Origin of the sequence: Pseudomonas sp. MWU13-3659 (assembly GCF_023757525.1) — a bacterium.
Lineage (GTDB): Bacteria > Pseudomonadota > Gammaproteobacteria > Pseudomonadales > Pseudomonadaceae > Aquipseudomonas > Aquipseudomonas entomophila_E.
In genome coordinates, this window is sequence record NZ_JAMSHW010000039.1 from 21889 (window position 1) to 36427 (window position 14539).

Sequence of the window (14539 nt, forward strand, 5' to 3'; positions counted from 1 at the left end):
CATGGCCGCCGCCGTCCTTCCTCCGTTCCGCCCCCGCTTCGGCGGCGCCGCCGCGCTGCTCGGCATGCTTGCACTCGCCGGCTGCCAGATGGGCGGCTACCAGGACAGCGTGCCACCGACCACCGGTGTGCAACCGCTCAAGGGCCTGGCGCAGAACGTCTCGATACGACGCAACGACATGGGCGCCCCGCTGATCGAAAGCAGCAGCTTCCATGACGCCCTGTTCAGCCTCGGTTATGTGCACGCCGGCGATCGCATCGGCCAGATGGTCGGCATGCGCCTGCTGGCCCAGGGACGCCTGGCCGAGCTGGCCGGGCCCGATGCCCTGGAAATCGACCGCCTGATGCGCGCCGCCAACCTCAAGCAGAGCGCCGGCCAGCTCTATGCCGACGCCTCGCCACGGCTCAAGCGCTTTTTCGAGGTATACGCCCGCGGGGTCAACGCCTACCTGTTCCGCTACCGCGACAAGCTGCCCGCCGAACTGGCCCGCAGCGGCTACCGCCCGGAGTACTGGAAGCCCGAGGACTCGGCGCTGATCTTCAGCCTCTACGCCTTCAGCCAATCGGTGAACCTGCAGGAAGAACTCTCCTCCCTCACACTCGCGCAGAAGGTCGGCACGGACAAACTGGCCTGGCTGCTGCCCGGCGCCCCCGACGAGCCACTGGCCGAGGGCGAAGTGGACAAGCTCAAGGGCCTGAACCTGGCCAGCCAACTGCCGGGCCTGGCCTCGCTCGCCGCCGCCGGTCAGCAACTGGCCGACCTCGGCCTGCTGGGCAGCCCGGGCTCGTCCAACCTGGCCCTCGCCCCCGAGCGCAGCCGCAGCGGCAAGAGCCTGCTGGCCAGCGACAGCCGCGCGACCTGGGCGTTGAGCCCAGTACAGATCCACACCGGCAAGTACCAGGTCGGCGGCCTTTCGCTGCCCGGCCTGCCAATCGTGCTGGCCGGCTACAACGGCAAGCTGGCCTGGAGCAGCAGCGCCGTGATGGCCGACAACCAGGACTTGTTCCTCGAGCAGGTGCGCCGCCAGGGCAACCAGCTGACCTACCTGGCCGACGGCAAGTGGCAGCAGGCCCGCGCGCGCAACGAAACCTTCTTCGTGCGCGGCCAGCGCCCCCAGCGAGAGGTGATGTACGACACCCGCCACGGCACCCTGCTGCCGGGCCACGGCAGCCTGGCGCTGGCCCTGCACTTGCCACAGCTCAAGGACGACCGCAGCCTCGACGCCCTGTTCGACCTGACCCGTGCCACCACCGTGGAGCGCGCCTTCGACAGCACCCGCGAAGTCGCCGCCGCCGCCCTCAACTTCGTGTTCGCCGAACCCGGGCATATCGGCTGGCAAGTCAGTGGCCGCTACCCCAACCGCCGCGATGGCCAGGGCCTGTTGCCGTCGCCGGGCTGGGACAGTCGCTATGACTGGGACGGCTACGCCGACGCGATGCTCCACCCCTACGACCAGGACCCACCGGCAGGCTTCATCGGCCACGCCAACCAGCGCAGCCTGCCAAAGGGCTACGGCATGCAGCTGTCGAGCACCTGGTACTACCCCGAGCGCGCCGAGCGCCTGGCCCAGCTGGCCGGCAATGGCCGCCACGACAGCCGCAGCCTGATGGCCCTGCAGAACGACCAGGTCACGCCGCTGGCCGGCAAGCTCAAGCAGATGTTCGACGCCCCTGGCATGGCCCAGCCCCTCAAGCAGGCCATCGATGCCCTGCCAGCGGCCCAGCGCGACAAGGCACGCGACGCCCTGGCCCGGCTCAAGGCCTTCGATGGCCGGCTGAGCCCGGTTTCAAGCGATGCCGCGCTGTACGCACTGTTCCTCCAGGAAGTCACCCGCCAGACCTTCCTCGACGACCTTGGCCCGGAGTCCGGCCCGGCCTGGCAGGCGTTCGTCGGCAATGCCCAGCTGTCCTACTCGGCCCAGGCCGACCACTTGCTCGGTCGCGACGACAGTCCGTTCTGGGATGACCGCGGCACGCCGCAGAAAGAGGACAAACCCACCATCCTGGCCCGCAGCCTGGCAGCCGCGATCGATGCGGGCACCGCCCAGCTCGGTGCCGACCGCCGTGCATGGCAATGGGGCAAGCTGCACCAGTACCGCTGGCCGGCGCCCAACTACCAAGGGCTGGGCGACAACCTTGCCCGCTCACCGATGGCCGCGGGTGGCGACTTCAGCACCCTGGCACTGACGCCATACGCCTGGGGCAGCAGTTTCGACACCCGTCTGCCCGCCTCGGCGCGGATGATCGTCGACTTCGGCCAGGCCGAACCGCTGCAAGTGCTGACCAGCAGCGGCCAGTCCGGCAACCCGGCGAGCCGTCATTACAGTGATGGCCTGGACGCCTGGTTCAAGGGGCGCTTCACCAGCCTGCCGCTGCAACCGCAGAACTTCACGCGTGCCTACGGCAGTCAGCGATTGACGCTGGTGCCCGGCAAGTAGAACGTTCGCCAGCAAGGCTGGCTCCTACAGGTGGGGGCCAGCCTTGCTGGCGAACCGGTGCCCAGTACGTTCCGGGCCGGACAATGATGCACGGAGCACGAACTTGTGCTTCTATCCATCATCCCGGACCAGACCGTTTCCATCAGGACCACCATGCACCATTCGACCCACGACCTGCTGTCCCCCGTCCCCGGCATCGCCCGCCAGCTGCACAGTTTCCACTTCGGCCCACGCGGTGGTGGCAAGGTGTACATCCAGGCTTCGCTGCATGCCGACGAGCTGCCGGGCATGCTGGTCGCCTGGCACCTCAAGCAGCGCCTGGGCGAACTCGAACAGCAAGGGCGGCTGCGCCGCGAGATCATCCTGGTGCCGGTGGCAAACCCGGTGGGCCTGGAGCAGGTGTTGCTGGACGCCCCCCTCGGCCGCTTCGAATTGCAGAGTGGCGAAAACTTCAATCGCAACTTCGTCGACCTGTCCGATAGCATCGGCGACCAGATCGAGGCCCACCTGACCCAGGACCCTGCCCATAACCTGGCACTGATCCGCGAATACTTGCGTCGCGGCCTCGACGCCCATCCCGCGCACACGCCGCTGCAATCCCAGCGCCTCACCCTGCAGCGCCTGGCCTGCGATGCCGACATGGTGCTCGACCTGCACTGCGACTTCGAAGCCGTCGAGCACCTGTACACCACGCCGGAAGCCTGGCCTCAGGTCGAGCCGCTGGCGCGCTACCTGGGCGCTCAGGCCAGCCTGCTGGCCACCGATTCGGGCGGTCAGTCGTTCGACGAGTGCTTCAGCCTGGTCTGGTGGCAATTGCAGCAACGCTTCGGCAAGCGCTTCCCGATTCCCCACGGCAGTTTCTCGGTGACCATCGAACTGCGTGGGCAGGCCGATGTCAGCCACCCGCTTGCAAGCCAGGACTGCCAGGCAATCCTGGATTTCCTCAGCCACAGCGGTGTGATCGAAGGGCAACCCGCACCACTGCCTGCCCTGCGCTACCCCGCGACCCCGCTGGCGGCAGTAGAACCACTGACCACGCCTTTGGGCGGGCTGCTGGTCTTCCATGCCAAGCCTGGACAGTACCTGGAGGCCGGACAGCTGATCGCCGAGGTCATCGACCCACTGAACGATCGAATCACGCCGCTGCATAACACCCAGGCAGGCCTGCTGTACGCCCGCAGCCTACGACGAATGGCCACGGCGGGCATGGTGGTCGCCCACATCGCCGGCGAACAGGTATGCCGGAGCGGCTACCTGCTGGGTAACTGATGACCCGCAAGCGCCTTGATCACGCCACCGGTGCCGGTGGTGGCTCGTCGGGCAAGGTCGGCTCACCCGGCTCCATGGGGGGATGCTCACCAGGTTCGGCCGGCAGGGGCGTATCAGGGTCAGGCTGGTGCGGTACACCGCCCATCTGCATCGGTATGGGGGGGTGAGCGAGAAGCGACCAGGCGAGCAAGCCGATCTGGTTCGGCTGCAGCACGGCCAGCTTTCTGCTGATGGCGGGGTCGAGTTTCATGGGCTGCTCCTGACGAGAACCGGCACGCGTGCTGCGCGCCGGGAGCTGTTCTGTCATTGGAGTGCCGGGCGGGGAAGTAATTCCCCGCGCTTGTCGGCTCAGGTACGCGGCAGGGTGACGCCGCGCTGGCCTTGGTATTTGCCGCCACGGTCCTTGTAAGAAACTTCACATTCTTCATCGGACTCGAGGAACAGCATCTGTGCCACGCCTTCATTGGCGTAGATCTTCGCCGGCAACGTGGTGGTGTTGGAGAACTCCAGGGTCACGTGGCCTTCCCACTCCGGCTCGAGCGGGGTGACGTTGACGATGATGCCGCAGCGCGCATAGGTGCTCTTGCCCAGGCAGATGGTCAGGACATTGCGCGGGATGCGGAAGTACTCGACGGTACGCGCCAGGGCGAAGGAGTTCGGTGGGATGATGCACACGTCGCTCTTGACGTCGACGAAACTGCCGGCATCGAAGTTCTTCGGATCGACAGTGGCCGAGTTGATGTTGGTGAACACCTTGAATTCGTCGGCGCAACGCACGTCGTAGCCATAGCTGGAGACACCGAAGGAGATGACCCGGCTGTCGTGCTCGCCACGGATCTGGCGCTCGACGAACGGTTCGATCATGCCGTGTTCCTGCGCCATGCGGCGAATCCACTTGTCCGATTTGATGCTCATGGCGGGGTGTCCTGAAGAATGCGAGGTAAAAAACGAGATGCGCATCTTACCGGTCCCGGCGCCCGGGTTAAAGTTCCTTGCCCCATCCCGCGCCGGACGGGGCCTGCGCAGGCCGCCGATCCGAATTTCGCCAAAGCGCTTCTTGGCCATTGGCAGGCCGTGGAAAGTGGGTTAAGGTGGCGCCACTGTGCTGCACGTGACACCGAGAATCTCTAGTTTGATGCACGATACTCATCGGCCCATCGCTGAATTTTCTGCTCTCTTTGCGCTCAGTCCCGGTCAGGGTGTTTCCTGACCGTAATCAACTTTGTCCAAGGAGACAGAAACATGTCCAACCGTCAATCCGGTGTTGTTAAGTGGTTCAACGATGAGAAGGGCTACGGCTTCATCACCCCTCAGTCGGGCGACGACCTGTTCGTGCACTTCAAAGCCATCCAAGCTGACGGCTTCAAAACCCTGAAAGAAGGCCAGGCTGTTACTTTCGTCGCTACCCGCGGCCAGAAAGGCATGCAGGCTGAAGAAGTTCAGATCGCCTAAGTCGATCTCGCTTCCTAGCTTTCAAAAAAAACCCGCCATTGGCGGGTTTTTTTGTGCCTCGACGATCAACACCCTGTAGGAGCCAGCCTTGCTGGCGAACCGGACAACGCGGTGGATGGCACCGGCTATGCCGGTGTTCGCCGGCATAGCCGGCTCCTACGGATATCAGCCAGGACCGTCAATCTTCGCTGACAGTGATGCTAGGCATTGCTGGCGCTGCGGCTTCCTGCAGCACGATCCGCGCCCCCACTTGCCGCGCCAGTTCTTGGTACACCATGGCGATCTGGCTTTCCGGCTCGGCGATGGCCGTGGGCTTGCCACTGTCGGCCTGCTCGCGGATCAGCATCGACAACGGCAGCGAGGCCAGCAGCTCGACACCATATTGCGCCGCCAGCTTCTCGCCACCGCCCTCACCGAACAGGTGCTCGGCATGGCCGCAATTGGAGCAGATGTGCACGGCCATGTTCTCCACCACGCCCAGCACCGGGATGTTGACCTTGCGGAACATCTCCACGCCTTTCTTCGCGTCCAGCAGGGCCAGGTCCTGCGGAGTGGTGACGATCACCGAGCCTGCCACCGGCACTTTCTGCGCCAGGGTCAGCTGGATGTCGCCGGTGCCCGGCGGCATGTCGATCACCAGGTAATCGAGGTCATCCCAGGCGGTTTGCGTGACCAGTTGCAGCAACGCCCCCGACACCATCGGGCCACGCCAGACCATCGGCGTGTTGTCGTCGGTGAGGAAGGCCATGGACATGACTTCGACCCCATGGGCCTTGATCGGCACGAACCACTTCTGCTCGCGCACCTGCGGGCGGGTGCCTTCAGGGATGCCGAACATCACCCCCTGGCTCGGGCCATAGATATCGGCATCGAGGATACCTACCCGGGCGCCTTCTCGGGCCAGGGCCAGGGCCAAGTTGGCGGCGGTGGTCGACTTGCCGACCCCTCCCTTGCCCGAGGCCACGGCAATGACGTTCTTCACGTTGGCCAGGGCCGGCACCTGGGCCTGGGCCTTGTGGGTGGCGATCACGCAATCGATGGTCACCCGGGCCGAAGTGATACCTTCCAGGTTCTCGATCGCGGTCTGCAGCACCTGCGCCCAACCGCCCTTGAACAAGTCGGCGGCATACCCCAACTGCAATTGCACGCTGACCTGCCCGCCCTGGATATCGATGGCGCGCACACAACCGGCGCTGACCGGATCCTGGTTCAGGTAGGGGTCGGTGTACTGGCGAAGCACGCCCTCGACGGCGGCACGGGTGACGGCACTCATGGAGACTCCCATTGGCAAACTGAATACGTGACAGGCGCCTATGCTAACCCGTCAATCGTCAGCAGATGCGAACGCGGGGTGAAATAAATTCGCCAGCCCTTTATAGTGGCCGATCACCCTCATTTTTTACCCGTAGCCAGATAAGTAGCCGAGCCACCATGTCCGAGCCACGTCAGATTCTCGTCACCAGCGCCCTGCCCTATGCCAATGGATCCATCCACCTTGGCCATATGCTCGAGTACATCCAGACGGACATGTGGGTTCGCTTCCAGAAGCTGCGCGGCAACCAGTGCATCTACGTCTGCGCCGACGACGCCCATGGTTCCGCGATCATGCTGCGCGCCGAGAAGGAAGGCATCACGCCAGAACAGCTGATCGCCAACGTCCAGGCCGAGCACAGCAGCGACTTCGCCGACTTCCTGGTCGATTTCGACAACTTCCACTCCACGCACAGCGAGGAGAACCGCGAGCTGTCGGGCCTGATCTACACCCGCCTGCGCGACGCCGGGCACATCGCCACCCGTTCGGTGACCCAGTACTTCGACCCCGAGAAGGGCATGTTCCTCGCCGACCGCTTCATCAAGGGCACCTGCCCCAAGTGCGCGGCCGAGGACCAGTACGGCGACAACTGCGAGAAATGCGGCGCCACCTACGCCCCGACCGAACTGAAGAACCCGAAGTCGGCGATCTCCGGCGCCACCCCGGTGCTGCGCGACTCGCAGCACTTCTTCTTCAAGCTGCCGGACTTCCAGGCCATGCTGCAGCAGTGGACCCGTAGCGGCACGCTGCAGGATGCCGTGGCCAACAAACTCGCCGAATGGCTGGACTCGGGCCTGCAGGAATGGGACATCTCTCGTGACGCGCCCTACTTCGGCTTCGAGATTCCAGGCGAGCCGGGCAAATACTTCTACGTCTGGCTGGATGCGCCGATCGGCTACATGGCCAGCTTCAAGAACCTCTGCGCGCGCCGCCCGGAGCTGGACTTCGACGCCTTCTGGAGCGAAGGTTCCAAAGCGGAGCTATACCACTTCATCGGCAAGGACATCGTCAACTTCCACGCCCTGTTCTGGCCAGCCATGCTCGAAGGCTCGGGCTTCCGCAAGCCCACTGCGGTCAACGTGCACGGCTATCTGACCGTTAACGGCGCCAAGATGTCCAAGTCGCGCGGCACCTTCATCAAGGCCCGCACCTACCTTGATCACCTGCAGCCGGAATACCTGCGCTACTACTACGCCGCCAAGCTCGGCCGTGGTGTCGACGACCTCGACCTGAACCTCGAAGACTTCGTGCAGAAGGTCAACTCCGACCTGGTCGGCAAGGTGGTCAACATCGCCAGCCGCTGCGCCGGTTTCATCCACAAGGGCAATGATGGCGTAATGGTACCCGGCGATGCCGCACCTGAGCTGACCGAAGCCTTCCTCGCTGCCGCCCCGTCCATCGCCGAGGCTTACGAAAGCCGCGATTTTGGCCGCGCCATGCGCGAGATCATGGCCCTGGCCGACCGCGCCAACGCCTGGATCGCCGACAAGGCTCCGTGGTCGCTGGCCAAGCAGGAAGGCAAGCAGGAAGAGGTGCAGGCCATCTGCGCCCAGGGCATCAACCTGTTCCGTCAGCTGGTGATCTTCCTCAAGCCGGTACTGCCATTGCTGGCCGCCGACGCCGAGGCGTTCCTCAATGTCGCCCCGCTGACCTGGAACGACCACCTGTCCCGCCTGGAAAACCACAAGCTGAACCCGTTCAAGGCACTGATGAGCCGCATCGAGCCAGCCAAGGTCGAAGCCATGATTGCCGCCAGCAAGGAAGACTTGCTCGCCGCAGAAGCCAAGGCACCCGCCGGCAATGGCGAACTGACGAAGGATCCACTGTCGGCCGAAATCGAGTTCGACACCTTCGCTGCGGTCGACCTGCGCGTCGCGCTGATCGTCAAGGCTGAAGCCGTGCCGGGTGCCGACAAACTGCTGCAACTGACCCTGGACATCGGTGACGAACGCCGCAACGTGTTCTCCGGCATCAAGTCGGCCTACCCCGACCCGAGCAAGCTGGAAGGTCGCCTGACCATGATGGTGGCCAACCTCAAGCCACGGAAAATGCGTTTCGGGGTATCTGAAGGCATGGTCATGGCAGCCGGCCCTGGCGGTGAAGAGATCTACCTGCTGAGCCCTGACAGCGGCGCCAAGCCTGGTCAGCGCATCAAGTAAACCTCCGAGCCCCGGCCCTTTGGCCGGGGCATTTCCATCCAGTACCTGCTGCCGGATAATCACGGCATCCCGAGGCGGTAGGCATTGTCATGAGCGACTACGTCCTGGTTCTGGTCAGCGCCACACTGATCAATCTCCTGGCCTTGCAGCCGGGGCAAGCCGAGCGCGATCGACTGCATGTGCTGGGCCTGTGCAGTGGACTTCTGTTCCTGCTCGGGCTTCCTGGCGGTGTGTTGCTGGAACGCTACGTGCTAGCTCCGCTGCAATGGCAGAGCTTGCAATTGTTCCTGTTCTTGCCACTGATGATGGCCCTGGCATGGGGCCTACCACATGTATTGCAACGGCTTCGCCCGAACTGGCCCACGAACGGCCTGCAACCCTTGCTGATGAGCAACGTCGCGCTGCTAGGCTTGATGTTGCAACTCACTGGAGAGGGCCACGGGCCATGGCAGGCTTTGATCCGAGGGACGGTGGCTGGCGCGGGCTTCTGGCTTGCTCTCGCCCTGTTCAACGACCTGCGCGAGCGCAGCCGCCATGCGGAAATACCCGCGGCCTTGCGTGGTTTGCCGATCGAACTGCTCGGTGCCGGCGTGATGGCCTTGGCGTTCTCCGGGCTCAATGGACTATTCACACAATGAGTCTGATTCAACGCATCGACGCCCTGCTACCGCAGACACAATGCGGCAAATGCGGCCATCCAGGCTGTCGGCCTTACGCCGAGGGGCTGGCGGCGGGCGAAGCGATCAACAAGTGCCCGCCCGGTGGCCGCGAGACCATCGCGGCCCTGGCCGAGCTGCTCCAGGTACCGGTCATCGCGCCCGACACCACGCGCGGCCAGGCACCTGCACAAGTCGCCTATATCCGTGAAGCCGAATGCATCGGCTGTACCAAGTGCATCCAGGCATGCCCTGTGGATGCCATCGTCGGCGCTACCAAATTGATGCACACGGTGATTGCCAGTGAATGTACCGGCTGCGACCTGTGCCTGCCCGCCTGCCCGGTCGACTGCATCGATATGCGCCCCCTGCCGGACAACGTCGTGCCCATCGTCGATGGCCTTGCCCGCACCGACGAACAGCGCCAGGCACGCAGTCAACGTCGCAATCAGGCCCGACAACGCCACGAACGGCGTAAGGCGCGCCTGCATCGTGAAGTAGTGCGGCGCCAAGCGGAACGCGACGCCCGTCAGCACCAGGCGACCTTCATAAGCGCAAGCGATGCCGCGCTCAAACAGGCAAAAATGGCCGTGGCAATCAGCCAGGCGCAACTAGGCAAGGCACGCAACGCCTTGGGTGCCGCCCCCGACGCTACCCAACTCGCCCAATTGCACGCGCTGGAAACCGCCACCGAACACGCCCGCAAACACCTCGAAGAGCTGCAAGGCCATGCCAGCGCCTGACCCGCGCCTGCGCAACGCCATGGGCGTGGTCCTGCTGGGCTGCGCCCCAGGTATCCTGGCATTGCTCTGGCTACAGGGCTGGGGTGTGCTGATCAACCTGATGCTATGCGCCAGTGCCGCATGGCTTACGGAGGCGCTGCTACTCTCCCTGCGCAAACAGCCCATGGAAAGCGCCCTGAGTGATTTCAGCGCATTGGTGACCGCCGTGTTGCTTGCTGTTGCGCTGCCCGGCCAAGTCCCTTGCTGGCTGCCAATTTGCGCCACGGTCGTTGCCATCGGCCTGGGCAAACAGGCCTTTGGTGGCGTCGGTCGCAACCTGTTCAACCCTGCCATGGTTGGCTATGCGTTCGTTCTGCTGAGCTTTCCCCAGCAGATGCACCAATGGCCTGGCCAGTCGGTCGGCCTGATCGACAGCCTGCTACAGGCCTTCAACCCCGGCGAGCAGATCGACGCCTGGGCAAGCCCGACCGCGCTCGATGTACTGAAGCACAATCGCAGCTTGACGATCGACGAGTTGTTCAGCCAGAACCCGGCCTTCGGCCACCTGGGTGGACACGGTAGCGAATGGGTGAACCTGGCATACCTGCTGGGCGGTCTGTTCCTGCTGCACCGCAAGGTGTGCACCTGGCACGCCCCCGCGGGCCTGCTTGGCGCCCTCTTCCTGTGCAGCTTGCTGGGCTGGAATGGTTCAGGCTCAGACTCCCACGGCTCACCACTGCTGCACCTGTTCTCTGGCTCGACCATGCTTGCTGCGTTCTTCATTGCCACCGAGCCGGTTTCCGGCTGCCGGCGCCCGCTTGCCCGCCTGGTGTTCGGCATGGGCTGTGGCCTGCTGATCTACCTGATCCGCATCTGGGGCAATTTTCCCGATGGCACCGCGTTCGCCATCCTGCTGATGAACCTGACAGTACCAGGCCTGGATCGTTGGGCAGAACGCCGAGAACAGGTGCAGGCATGAACGCTCGCGCACGCACGGCCCTCGTGCTGATTGCAGTCACCGGGCTCAGCGTGGGCCTCAGCCTGGCCTGGCAGCACTGGACCGCCGACAGTATTGCTCAAGCCGAACGCCAGTTGCAGGAGCGCCAGTGGTTGGCGGTGCTGCCCCAGGGCAGCTACGACAACCAGCCATTGCTTGCCCCCCTTGAGCTGCCAGACTCGACCTTGCGCCATAGCCGCCTGCTGGCCGGCTACCGCGCAACGCGAGCCGGCAAGCCGGCGGCCGTCGTACTGCGCGCTGAGCTGCAGGGCTATGGTGGGCCGATCGAGCTGGCCATCGCTATTGATGCACAAGGTCGCCTGATCGGTGTTCGGGTCCTCCGCCAGCAGGAAAGCCCCGGCCTGGGCGACCAGTTGGCCAACCCGACATCGCGCTGGCTTGACCAGTTTATCGGTAGTCGACGTGACACCCCTCCCGAACAGGCCTGGGCGTTGAAGCGCGATCAAGGTGCCTTCGACCAGCTGGCCGGAGCGACGGTGACCTCGCGCGCCGTGATCAACGCCATTCAGGATGCATTGCGTTACTTCGACGAGCATAGGCCACTGCTCACCAGCGAGGCCGTCGATGAATAGATACTGGTTGCTGATTGCCAGCCTACCGCCCCTCATCGGCGCGACCGGGACAATCCTGCAGGGCGTGGCCATAGCCGTTTGCAGCCTGTTGCTGGTGAGCCTGCACCAAGGTTTGATGGCCCCGCTGCGCAACGCTCTAGCCCCCCAGCCACGCCTGTATGCGAGCCTCATACTGGCGGTGTCCCTGGCAACTTGCCTGCAACTCGGGCTACGCGCCTGGGCCCTGCCCCTGGCGCTGACCTTGGGGTACTACCCGACGCTCCTGGCCTTGCCGTGCCTCGCCATTGACCTGCTGCTACCCACCACAGGCCGCTGGCGCCCGTTGCTGATCAACCTGTGCGGCCTGTTCCTGGCTTGCCTGGCACTGGCCGCCTGCCGCCAACTGGCAAATGACTGGCTCGGACTGCATATCGCCCAACTCGCCCCTGGCGCCCTCATACTGCTCGGCCTGCTGCTGGGCTTGTACAATCACCTGCGCCCACCTACCTCACCCCGTCGTCAAGGAACCCTTTGACCCCATGAATGCCGCCAAACGCCTGGAGATCTTTCGCAGGCTGCATGAAGACAATCCTGATCCCAAGACCGAACTGGCTTATTCAACACCTTTCGAACTGCTGATCGCCGTCATTCTCTCGGCCCAGGCCACCGATGTGGGTGTCAACAAAGCCACCGCGCGCCTGTTCCCCATGGCCAACACCCCGCAAGCCATTCACGCACTTGGCGTGGAGGGGTTGAGTGACTACATCAAGACCATTGGGCTGTATAACAGCAAGGCGAAGAATGTCATCGAGACCTGCCGCCTGCTGGTCGAACAGCACGAGGGTGAAGTGCCGCAGACTCGTGAAGCACTCGAAGCCTTGCCCGGCGTGGGGCGCAAAACCGCAAACGTCGTGCTCAACACCGCTTTCCGCCAGTTGGCCATGGCAGTCGACACGCACATTTTCCGCGTCAGCAATCGCACGGGCATTGCGCCCGGCAAGACCGTTCTGGAAGTGGAGAAGAAACTGCTCAAGTTCGTCCCCAAGGACTATCTGCTCGACGCTCACCACTGGCTGATCCTGCACGGGCGCTACGTTTGCCAGGCCCGCAAGCCTCGTTGCGGCAGTTGCCGTATCGAGGACCTTTGCGAATTCAAGCACAAGACTTCAGACGATTGAGGCGGCAGGTAAAAACTGCTCAATACGATTGAAAAAATCTTTTTTACCCGCTTCGTGATTCCCGCTATAAGGACGGCCAAGGGCCCTTTGGCTTGGAGTGACGCATGAGCACCGATAAAGAAGACTTGGCTATCGACGAAGATTTCCAAAGCGCGGACGAGGACGTGGAACCCCAGGCCGAACCGGCCAAGACCAACCTCAGCAAGCGCCGCACCATTGACAACATGCTGGAAGAACGACGTCTGCAAAAGCAATTGGCCGACTTCGACTACGACCTGTAGCACAGTCAAGAAAAAGCCTCCTGAACGGAGGCTTTTTCTTTGGTGTCCCTTCCTGAATGAGCTTTACACCTGCCCAGATAGGCCTATCGGCCTACCTGGGCAGGTGTAAAGCTATTACAGGACTAGACACATTCAAGCCAGGCCGTGACGCTGGGCCAGTTCGATGAGGTCCACCAGGGACCGTGCGTTGAGCTTGAGTAACAAACGCGTCTTGTAGGTACTCACCGTCTTGTTACTGAGGAACATGCTATCGGCGATTTCCTTATTACTCCTGCCGCGCGCCAGTTGTTGCAACACCATCATCTCCCTGCCGGAGAGACGTTCGACCATCTCCACTTCCGTCCCGCCGCCCACCCCAGTCCTGCCCTTGTGCAACGCCTGATTGGGGAAGTAACTGTAGCCTGACAGCACAGCCTTGATCGCACTGAGCAACTCTGTCAGGTCTTGCTGCTTGCAGACGTAACCGGCGGCGCCTGCCTGCATGCAGCGCATCGAGAAATGCCCTGGTGCCTGGGAGGTCAGTACCAGCACCTTGCTCGCAGGACTCACCAAGGTTATCCGGGCGATGACTTCCAGTCCATCGAGCTTGGGGATCCCAATATCCAGAATGACAATATCGGGGAGATGATCCCGTGTCAGTTGCAAGGCATCCACACCGTTGTCGGTTTCCGCCACCACCTCGTAACCATGCCGCTCCATCAGCATGCGTACCGCCAGGCGAATGACCGGGTGATCATCCACGATCAGCACTTTGTTCATGCGATATCCATTGTTTCGTTATTTTTAATTACGACACTCCACCATAACCGAACATCGCAACGCTTTATGCAACGGTTTCCTTGGCAGAGACACTCAAAGAAACTACTTACTCCATTTAAGGAAATTTCCTACATGCCCCCGATACTCAAGGGCATGACCCTGCAGGCTGCAGCGTTAAAAAAATAGCACTGACGGTGACGGGATAAAATCGCAAACCATTTACATTCTGCGCAGGAAACTTCAACTACCTGCGCAGAATATTCAAATACATGAATCGATAAGTCGGTTTTCCTCACAAGGAAGCAGCACCAACTGATCCTGAGGAGACAAACAAGCTACTGATGAGCCATACCCGTCGCAGGCACTTATCATGAGTCAAGAATCAATCAGCCCACTGGCCCTCATCGCCGTATTCGCCGGTGTCATCGAAGCCTCGGCGCTGGCTTCGCTGCCATTCCTGAGCGAAAGCAGTCAGACCATCTACACATGGTTTCTGGTGGGATTTCCGTTTTTTCTGACGGTATTGTTTTTCCTGACGCTCAACTTCAACAGTAATACGTTGTTCGCCCCCGACAAGCATGATGCGCCAGCGCCCTGCCCTACCCCAGACAAGGCATCGCCCTCCCAGACCTCCAGCACACCTCCCGAGAGCTTGACTCCAAAAACCATTGCCAAGAAGCCACCTGAGACAGGCGAAGAACCCATGGTCATTGCAATCTCCGGTCCCGACAGCCGCAAGCTGATC

The 14539-nt window shown here is 62.7% G+C and carries 16 protein-coding genes; 12 read left to right on the forward strand and 4 right to left on the reverse strand.

Going from position 1 to position 14539, the window contains the following annotated elements; all coding sequences use genetic code 11:
* The first annotated feature begins 1 nt into the window (after position 1).
* Positions 2 to 2437 (forward strand): penicillin acylase family protein, encoded by a 2436-nt coding sequence (locus NGM28_RS25955; protein WP_252092185.1) that lies wholly within the window; start codon positions 2 to 4, stop codon positions 2435 to 2437.
* A gap of 153 nt (positions 2438 to 2590) precedes the next feature.
* Positions 2591 to 3706 carry a succinylglutamate desuccinylase/aspartoacylase family protein gene (locus NGM28_RS25960; RefSeq protein WP_252092193.1) on the forward strand — a complete coding sequence of 372 codons (1116 nt, stop codon included), beginning with the start codon at positions 2591 to 2593 and terminating at the stop codon, positions 3704 to 3706.
* A 19-nt stretch (positions 3707 to 3725) separates the two neighbouring features.
* Here NGM28_RS25960 and NGM28_RS25965 read toward each other — a convergent pair whose 3' ends face one another.
* Positions 3726 to 3956, reverse strand: coding sequence for a hypothetical protein (locus NGM28_RS25965; RefSeq protein WP_213659826.1), 231 nt, complete (start codon positions 3954 to 3956; stop codon positions 3726 to 3728).
* Between the two features lie 98 nt (positions 3957 to 4054).
* Positions 4055 to 4621: a dCTP deaminase gene (gene dcd / locus NGM28_RS25970; RefSeq protein WP_044487781.1), complete on the reverse strand. Its 567-nt coding sequence runs from the start codon at positions 4619 to 4621 to the stop codon at positions 4055 to 4057.
* A gap of 327 nt (positions 4622 to 4948) precedes the next feature.
* Here dcd and NGM28_RS25975 point away from each other — a divergent pair, with 327 nt between their 5' ends.
* On the forward strand, positions 4949 to 5158 hold the full coding sequence (locus NGM28_RS25975) for a cold-shock protein (protein WP_003254922.1): 210 nt from the start codon (positions 4949 to 4951) through the stop codon (positions 5156 to 5158).
* Positions 5159 to 5336: 178 nt separating this feature from the next.
* Here NGM28_RS25975 and apbC read toward each other — a convergent pair whose 3' ends face one another.
* Positions 5337 to 6431, reverse strand: coding sequence for an iron-sulfur cluster carrier protein ApbC (apbC, locus tag NGM28_RS25980; protein WP_240064720.1), 1095 nt, complete (start codon positions 6429 to 6431; stop codon positions 5337 to 5339).
* A 158-nt stretch (positions 6432 to 6589) separates the two neighbouring features.
* On the opposite strand from apbC, the gene metG reads away from it, so the two are divergent.
* From metG to NGM28_RS26020, 8 genes are all read left to right on the forward strand, one after another.
* Complete coding sequence (gene metG / locus NGM28_RS25985; RefSeq protein WP_240064719.1) at positions 6590 to 8629, forward strand: methionine--tRNA ligase; 2040 nt, start codon at positions 6590 to 6592, stop codon at positions 8627 to 8629.
* 89 nt (positions 8630 to 8718) lie between these two features.
* Positions 8719 to 9267 carry an Rnf-Nqr domain containing protein gene (locus NGM28_RS25990; RefSeq protein WP_240064718.1) on the forward strand — a complete coding sequence of 183 codons (549 nt, stop codon included), beginning with the start codon at positions 8719 to 8721 and terminating at the stop codon, positions 9265 to 9267.
* Complete coding sequence (gene rsxB, locus NGM28_RS25995) at positions 9264 to 10028, forward strand: electron transport complex subunit RsxB (RefSeq protein WP_502943913.1); 765 nt, start codon at positions 9264 to 9266, stop codon at positions 10026 to 10028. Before NGM28_RS25990 ends, rsxB begins: the two co-directional genes overlap by 4 nt.
* The gene (locus NGM28_RS26000) at positions 10015 to 10986 is read left to right on the forward strand and encodes an RnfABCDGE type electron transport complex subunit D (RefSeq protein WP_240064717.1); all 972 of its coding nucleotides are present in this window, start codon (positions 10015 to 10017) and stop codon (positions 10984 to 10986) included. Before rsxB ends, NGM28_RS26000 begins: the two co-directional genes overlap by 14 nt.
* Positions 10983 to 11597 (forward strand): RnfABCDGE type electron transport complex subunit G, encoded by a 615-nt coding sequence (locus NGM28_RS26005; protein WP_252092187.1) that lies wholly within the window; start codon positions 10983 to 10985, stop codon positions 11595 to 11597. Before NGM28_RS26000 ends, NGM28_RS26005 begins: the two co-directional genes overlap by 4 nt.
* Positions 11590 to 12111 (forward strand): NADH:quinone oxidoreductase, encoded by a 522-nt coding sequence (locus NGM28_RS26010; RefSeq protein WP_240064715.1) that lies wholly within the window; start codon positions 11590 to 11592, stop codon positions 12109 to 12111. The genes NGM28_RS26005 and NGM28_RS26010 overlap by 8 nt, the downstream gene beginning before the upstream one ends.
* A 4-nt stretch (positions 12112 to 12115) precedes the next feature.
* Positions 12116 to 12754, forward strand: a complete 639-nt coding sequence (gene nth / locus NGM28_RS26015) for an endonuclease III (protein WP_252092189.1) — start codon at positions 12116 to 12118, stop codon at positions 12752 to 12754.
* Between the two features lie 104 nt (positions 12755 to 12858).
* Entirely contained in the window at positions 12859 to 13035 is a 177-nt protein-coding gene (locus tag NGM28_RS26020) for a PA3496 family putative envelope integrity protein (protein ID WP_011532526.1), read from the forward strand.
* A gap of 132 nt (positions 13036 to 13167) precedes the next feature.
* Here NGM28_RS26020 and NGM28_RS26025 read toward each other — a convergent pair whose 3' ends face one another.
* Complete coding sequence (locus NGM28_RS26025) at positions 13168 to 13794, reverse strand: response regulator transcription factor (protein WP_240064713.1); 627 nt, start codon at positions 13792 to 13794, stop codon at positions 13168 to 13170.
* Between the two features lie 370 nt (positions 13795 to 14164).
* Between NGM28_RS26025 and NGM28_RS26030 the strand changes: the two genes are divergently transcribed.
* The coding region (locus NGM28_RS26030) for a hypothetical protein (RefSeq protein ID WP_252092191.1) at positions 14165 to 14539 on the forward strand (375 nt) is incomplete at its 3' end.

What these genes read in the sequence shown, in the direction of transcription:
- NGM28_RS25955 (WP_252092185.1), top strand. Translation starts at nt 2, where the DNA reads ATGGCCGCCGCCGTCCTTCCTCCGTTCCGCCCCCGCTTCGGCGGCGCC.
- NGM28_RS25960 (WP_252092193.1), top strand. Translation starts at nt 2,591, where the DNA reads ATGCACCATTCGACCCACGACCTGCTGTCCCCCGTCCCCGGCATCGCC.
- NGM28_RS25965 (WP_213659826.1), bottom strand. Translation starts at nt 3,956, where the DNA reads ATGAAACTCGACCCCGCCATCAGCAGAAAGCTGGCCGTGCTGCAGCCG.
- dcd (WP_044487781.1), bottom strand. Translation starts at nt 4,621, where the DNA reads ATGAGCATCAAATCGGACAAGTGGATTCGCCGCATGGCGCAGGAACAC.
- NGM28_RS25975 (WP_003254922.1), top strand. Translation starts at nt 4,949, where the DNA reads ATGTCCAACCGTCAATCCGGTGTTGTTAAGTGGTTCAACGATGAGAAG.
- apbC (WP_240064720.1), bottom strand. Translation starts at nt 6,431, where the DNA reads ATGAGTGCCGTCACCCGTGCCGCCGTCGAGGGCGTGCTTCGCCAGTAC.
- metG (WP_240064719.1), top strand. Translation starts at nt 6,590, where the DNA reads ATGTCCGAGCCACGTCAGATTCTCGTCACCAGCGCCCTGCCCTATGCC.
- NGM28_RS25990 (WP_240064718.1), top strand. Translation starts at nt 8,719, where the DNA reads ATGAGCGACTACGTCCTGGTTCTGGTCAGCGCCACACTGATCAATCTC.
- rsxB (WP_502943913.1), top strand. Translation starts at nt 9,264, where the DNA reads ATGAGTCTGATTCAACGCATCGACGCCCTGCTACCGCAGACACAATGC.
- NGM28_RS26000 (WP_240064717.1), top strand. Translation starts at nt 10,015, where the DNA reads ATGCCAGCGCCTGACCCGCGCCTGCGCAACGCCATGGGCGTGGTCCTG.
- NGM28_RS26005 (WP_252092187.1), top strand. Translation starts at nt 10,983, where the DNA reads ATGAACGCTCGCGCACGCACGGCCCTCGTGCTGATTGCAGTCACCGGG.
- NGM28_RS26010 (WP_240064715.1), top strand. Translation starts at nt 11,590, where the DNA reads ATGAATAGATACTGGTTGCTGATTGCCAGCCTACCGCCCCTCATCGGC.
- nth (WP_252092189.1), top strand. Translation starts at nt 12,116, where the DNA reads ATGAATGCCGCCAAACGCCTGGAGATCTTTCGCAGGCTGCATGAAGAC.
- NGM28_RS26020 (WP_011532526.1), top strand. Translation starts at nt 12,859, where the DNA reads ATGAGCACCGATAAAGAAGACTTGGCTATCGACGAAGATTTCCAAAGC.
- NGM28_RS26025 (WP_240064713.1), bottom strand. Translation starts at nt 13,794, where the DNA reads ATGAACAAAGTGCTGATCGTGGATGATCACCCGGTCATTCGCCTGGCG.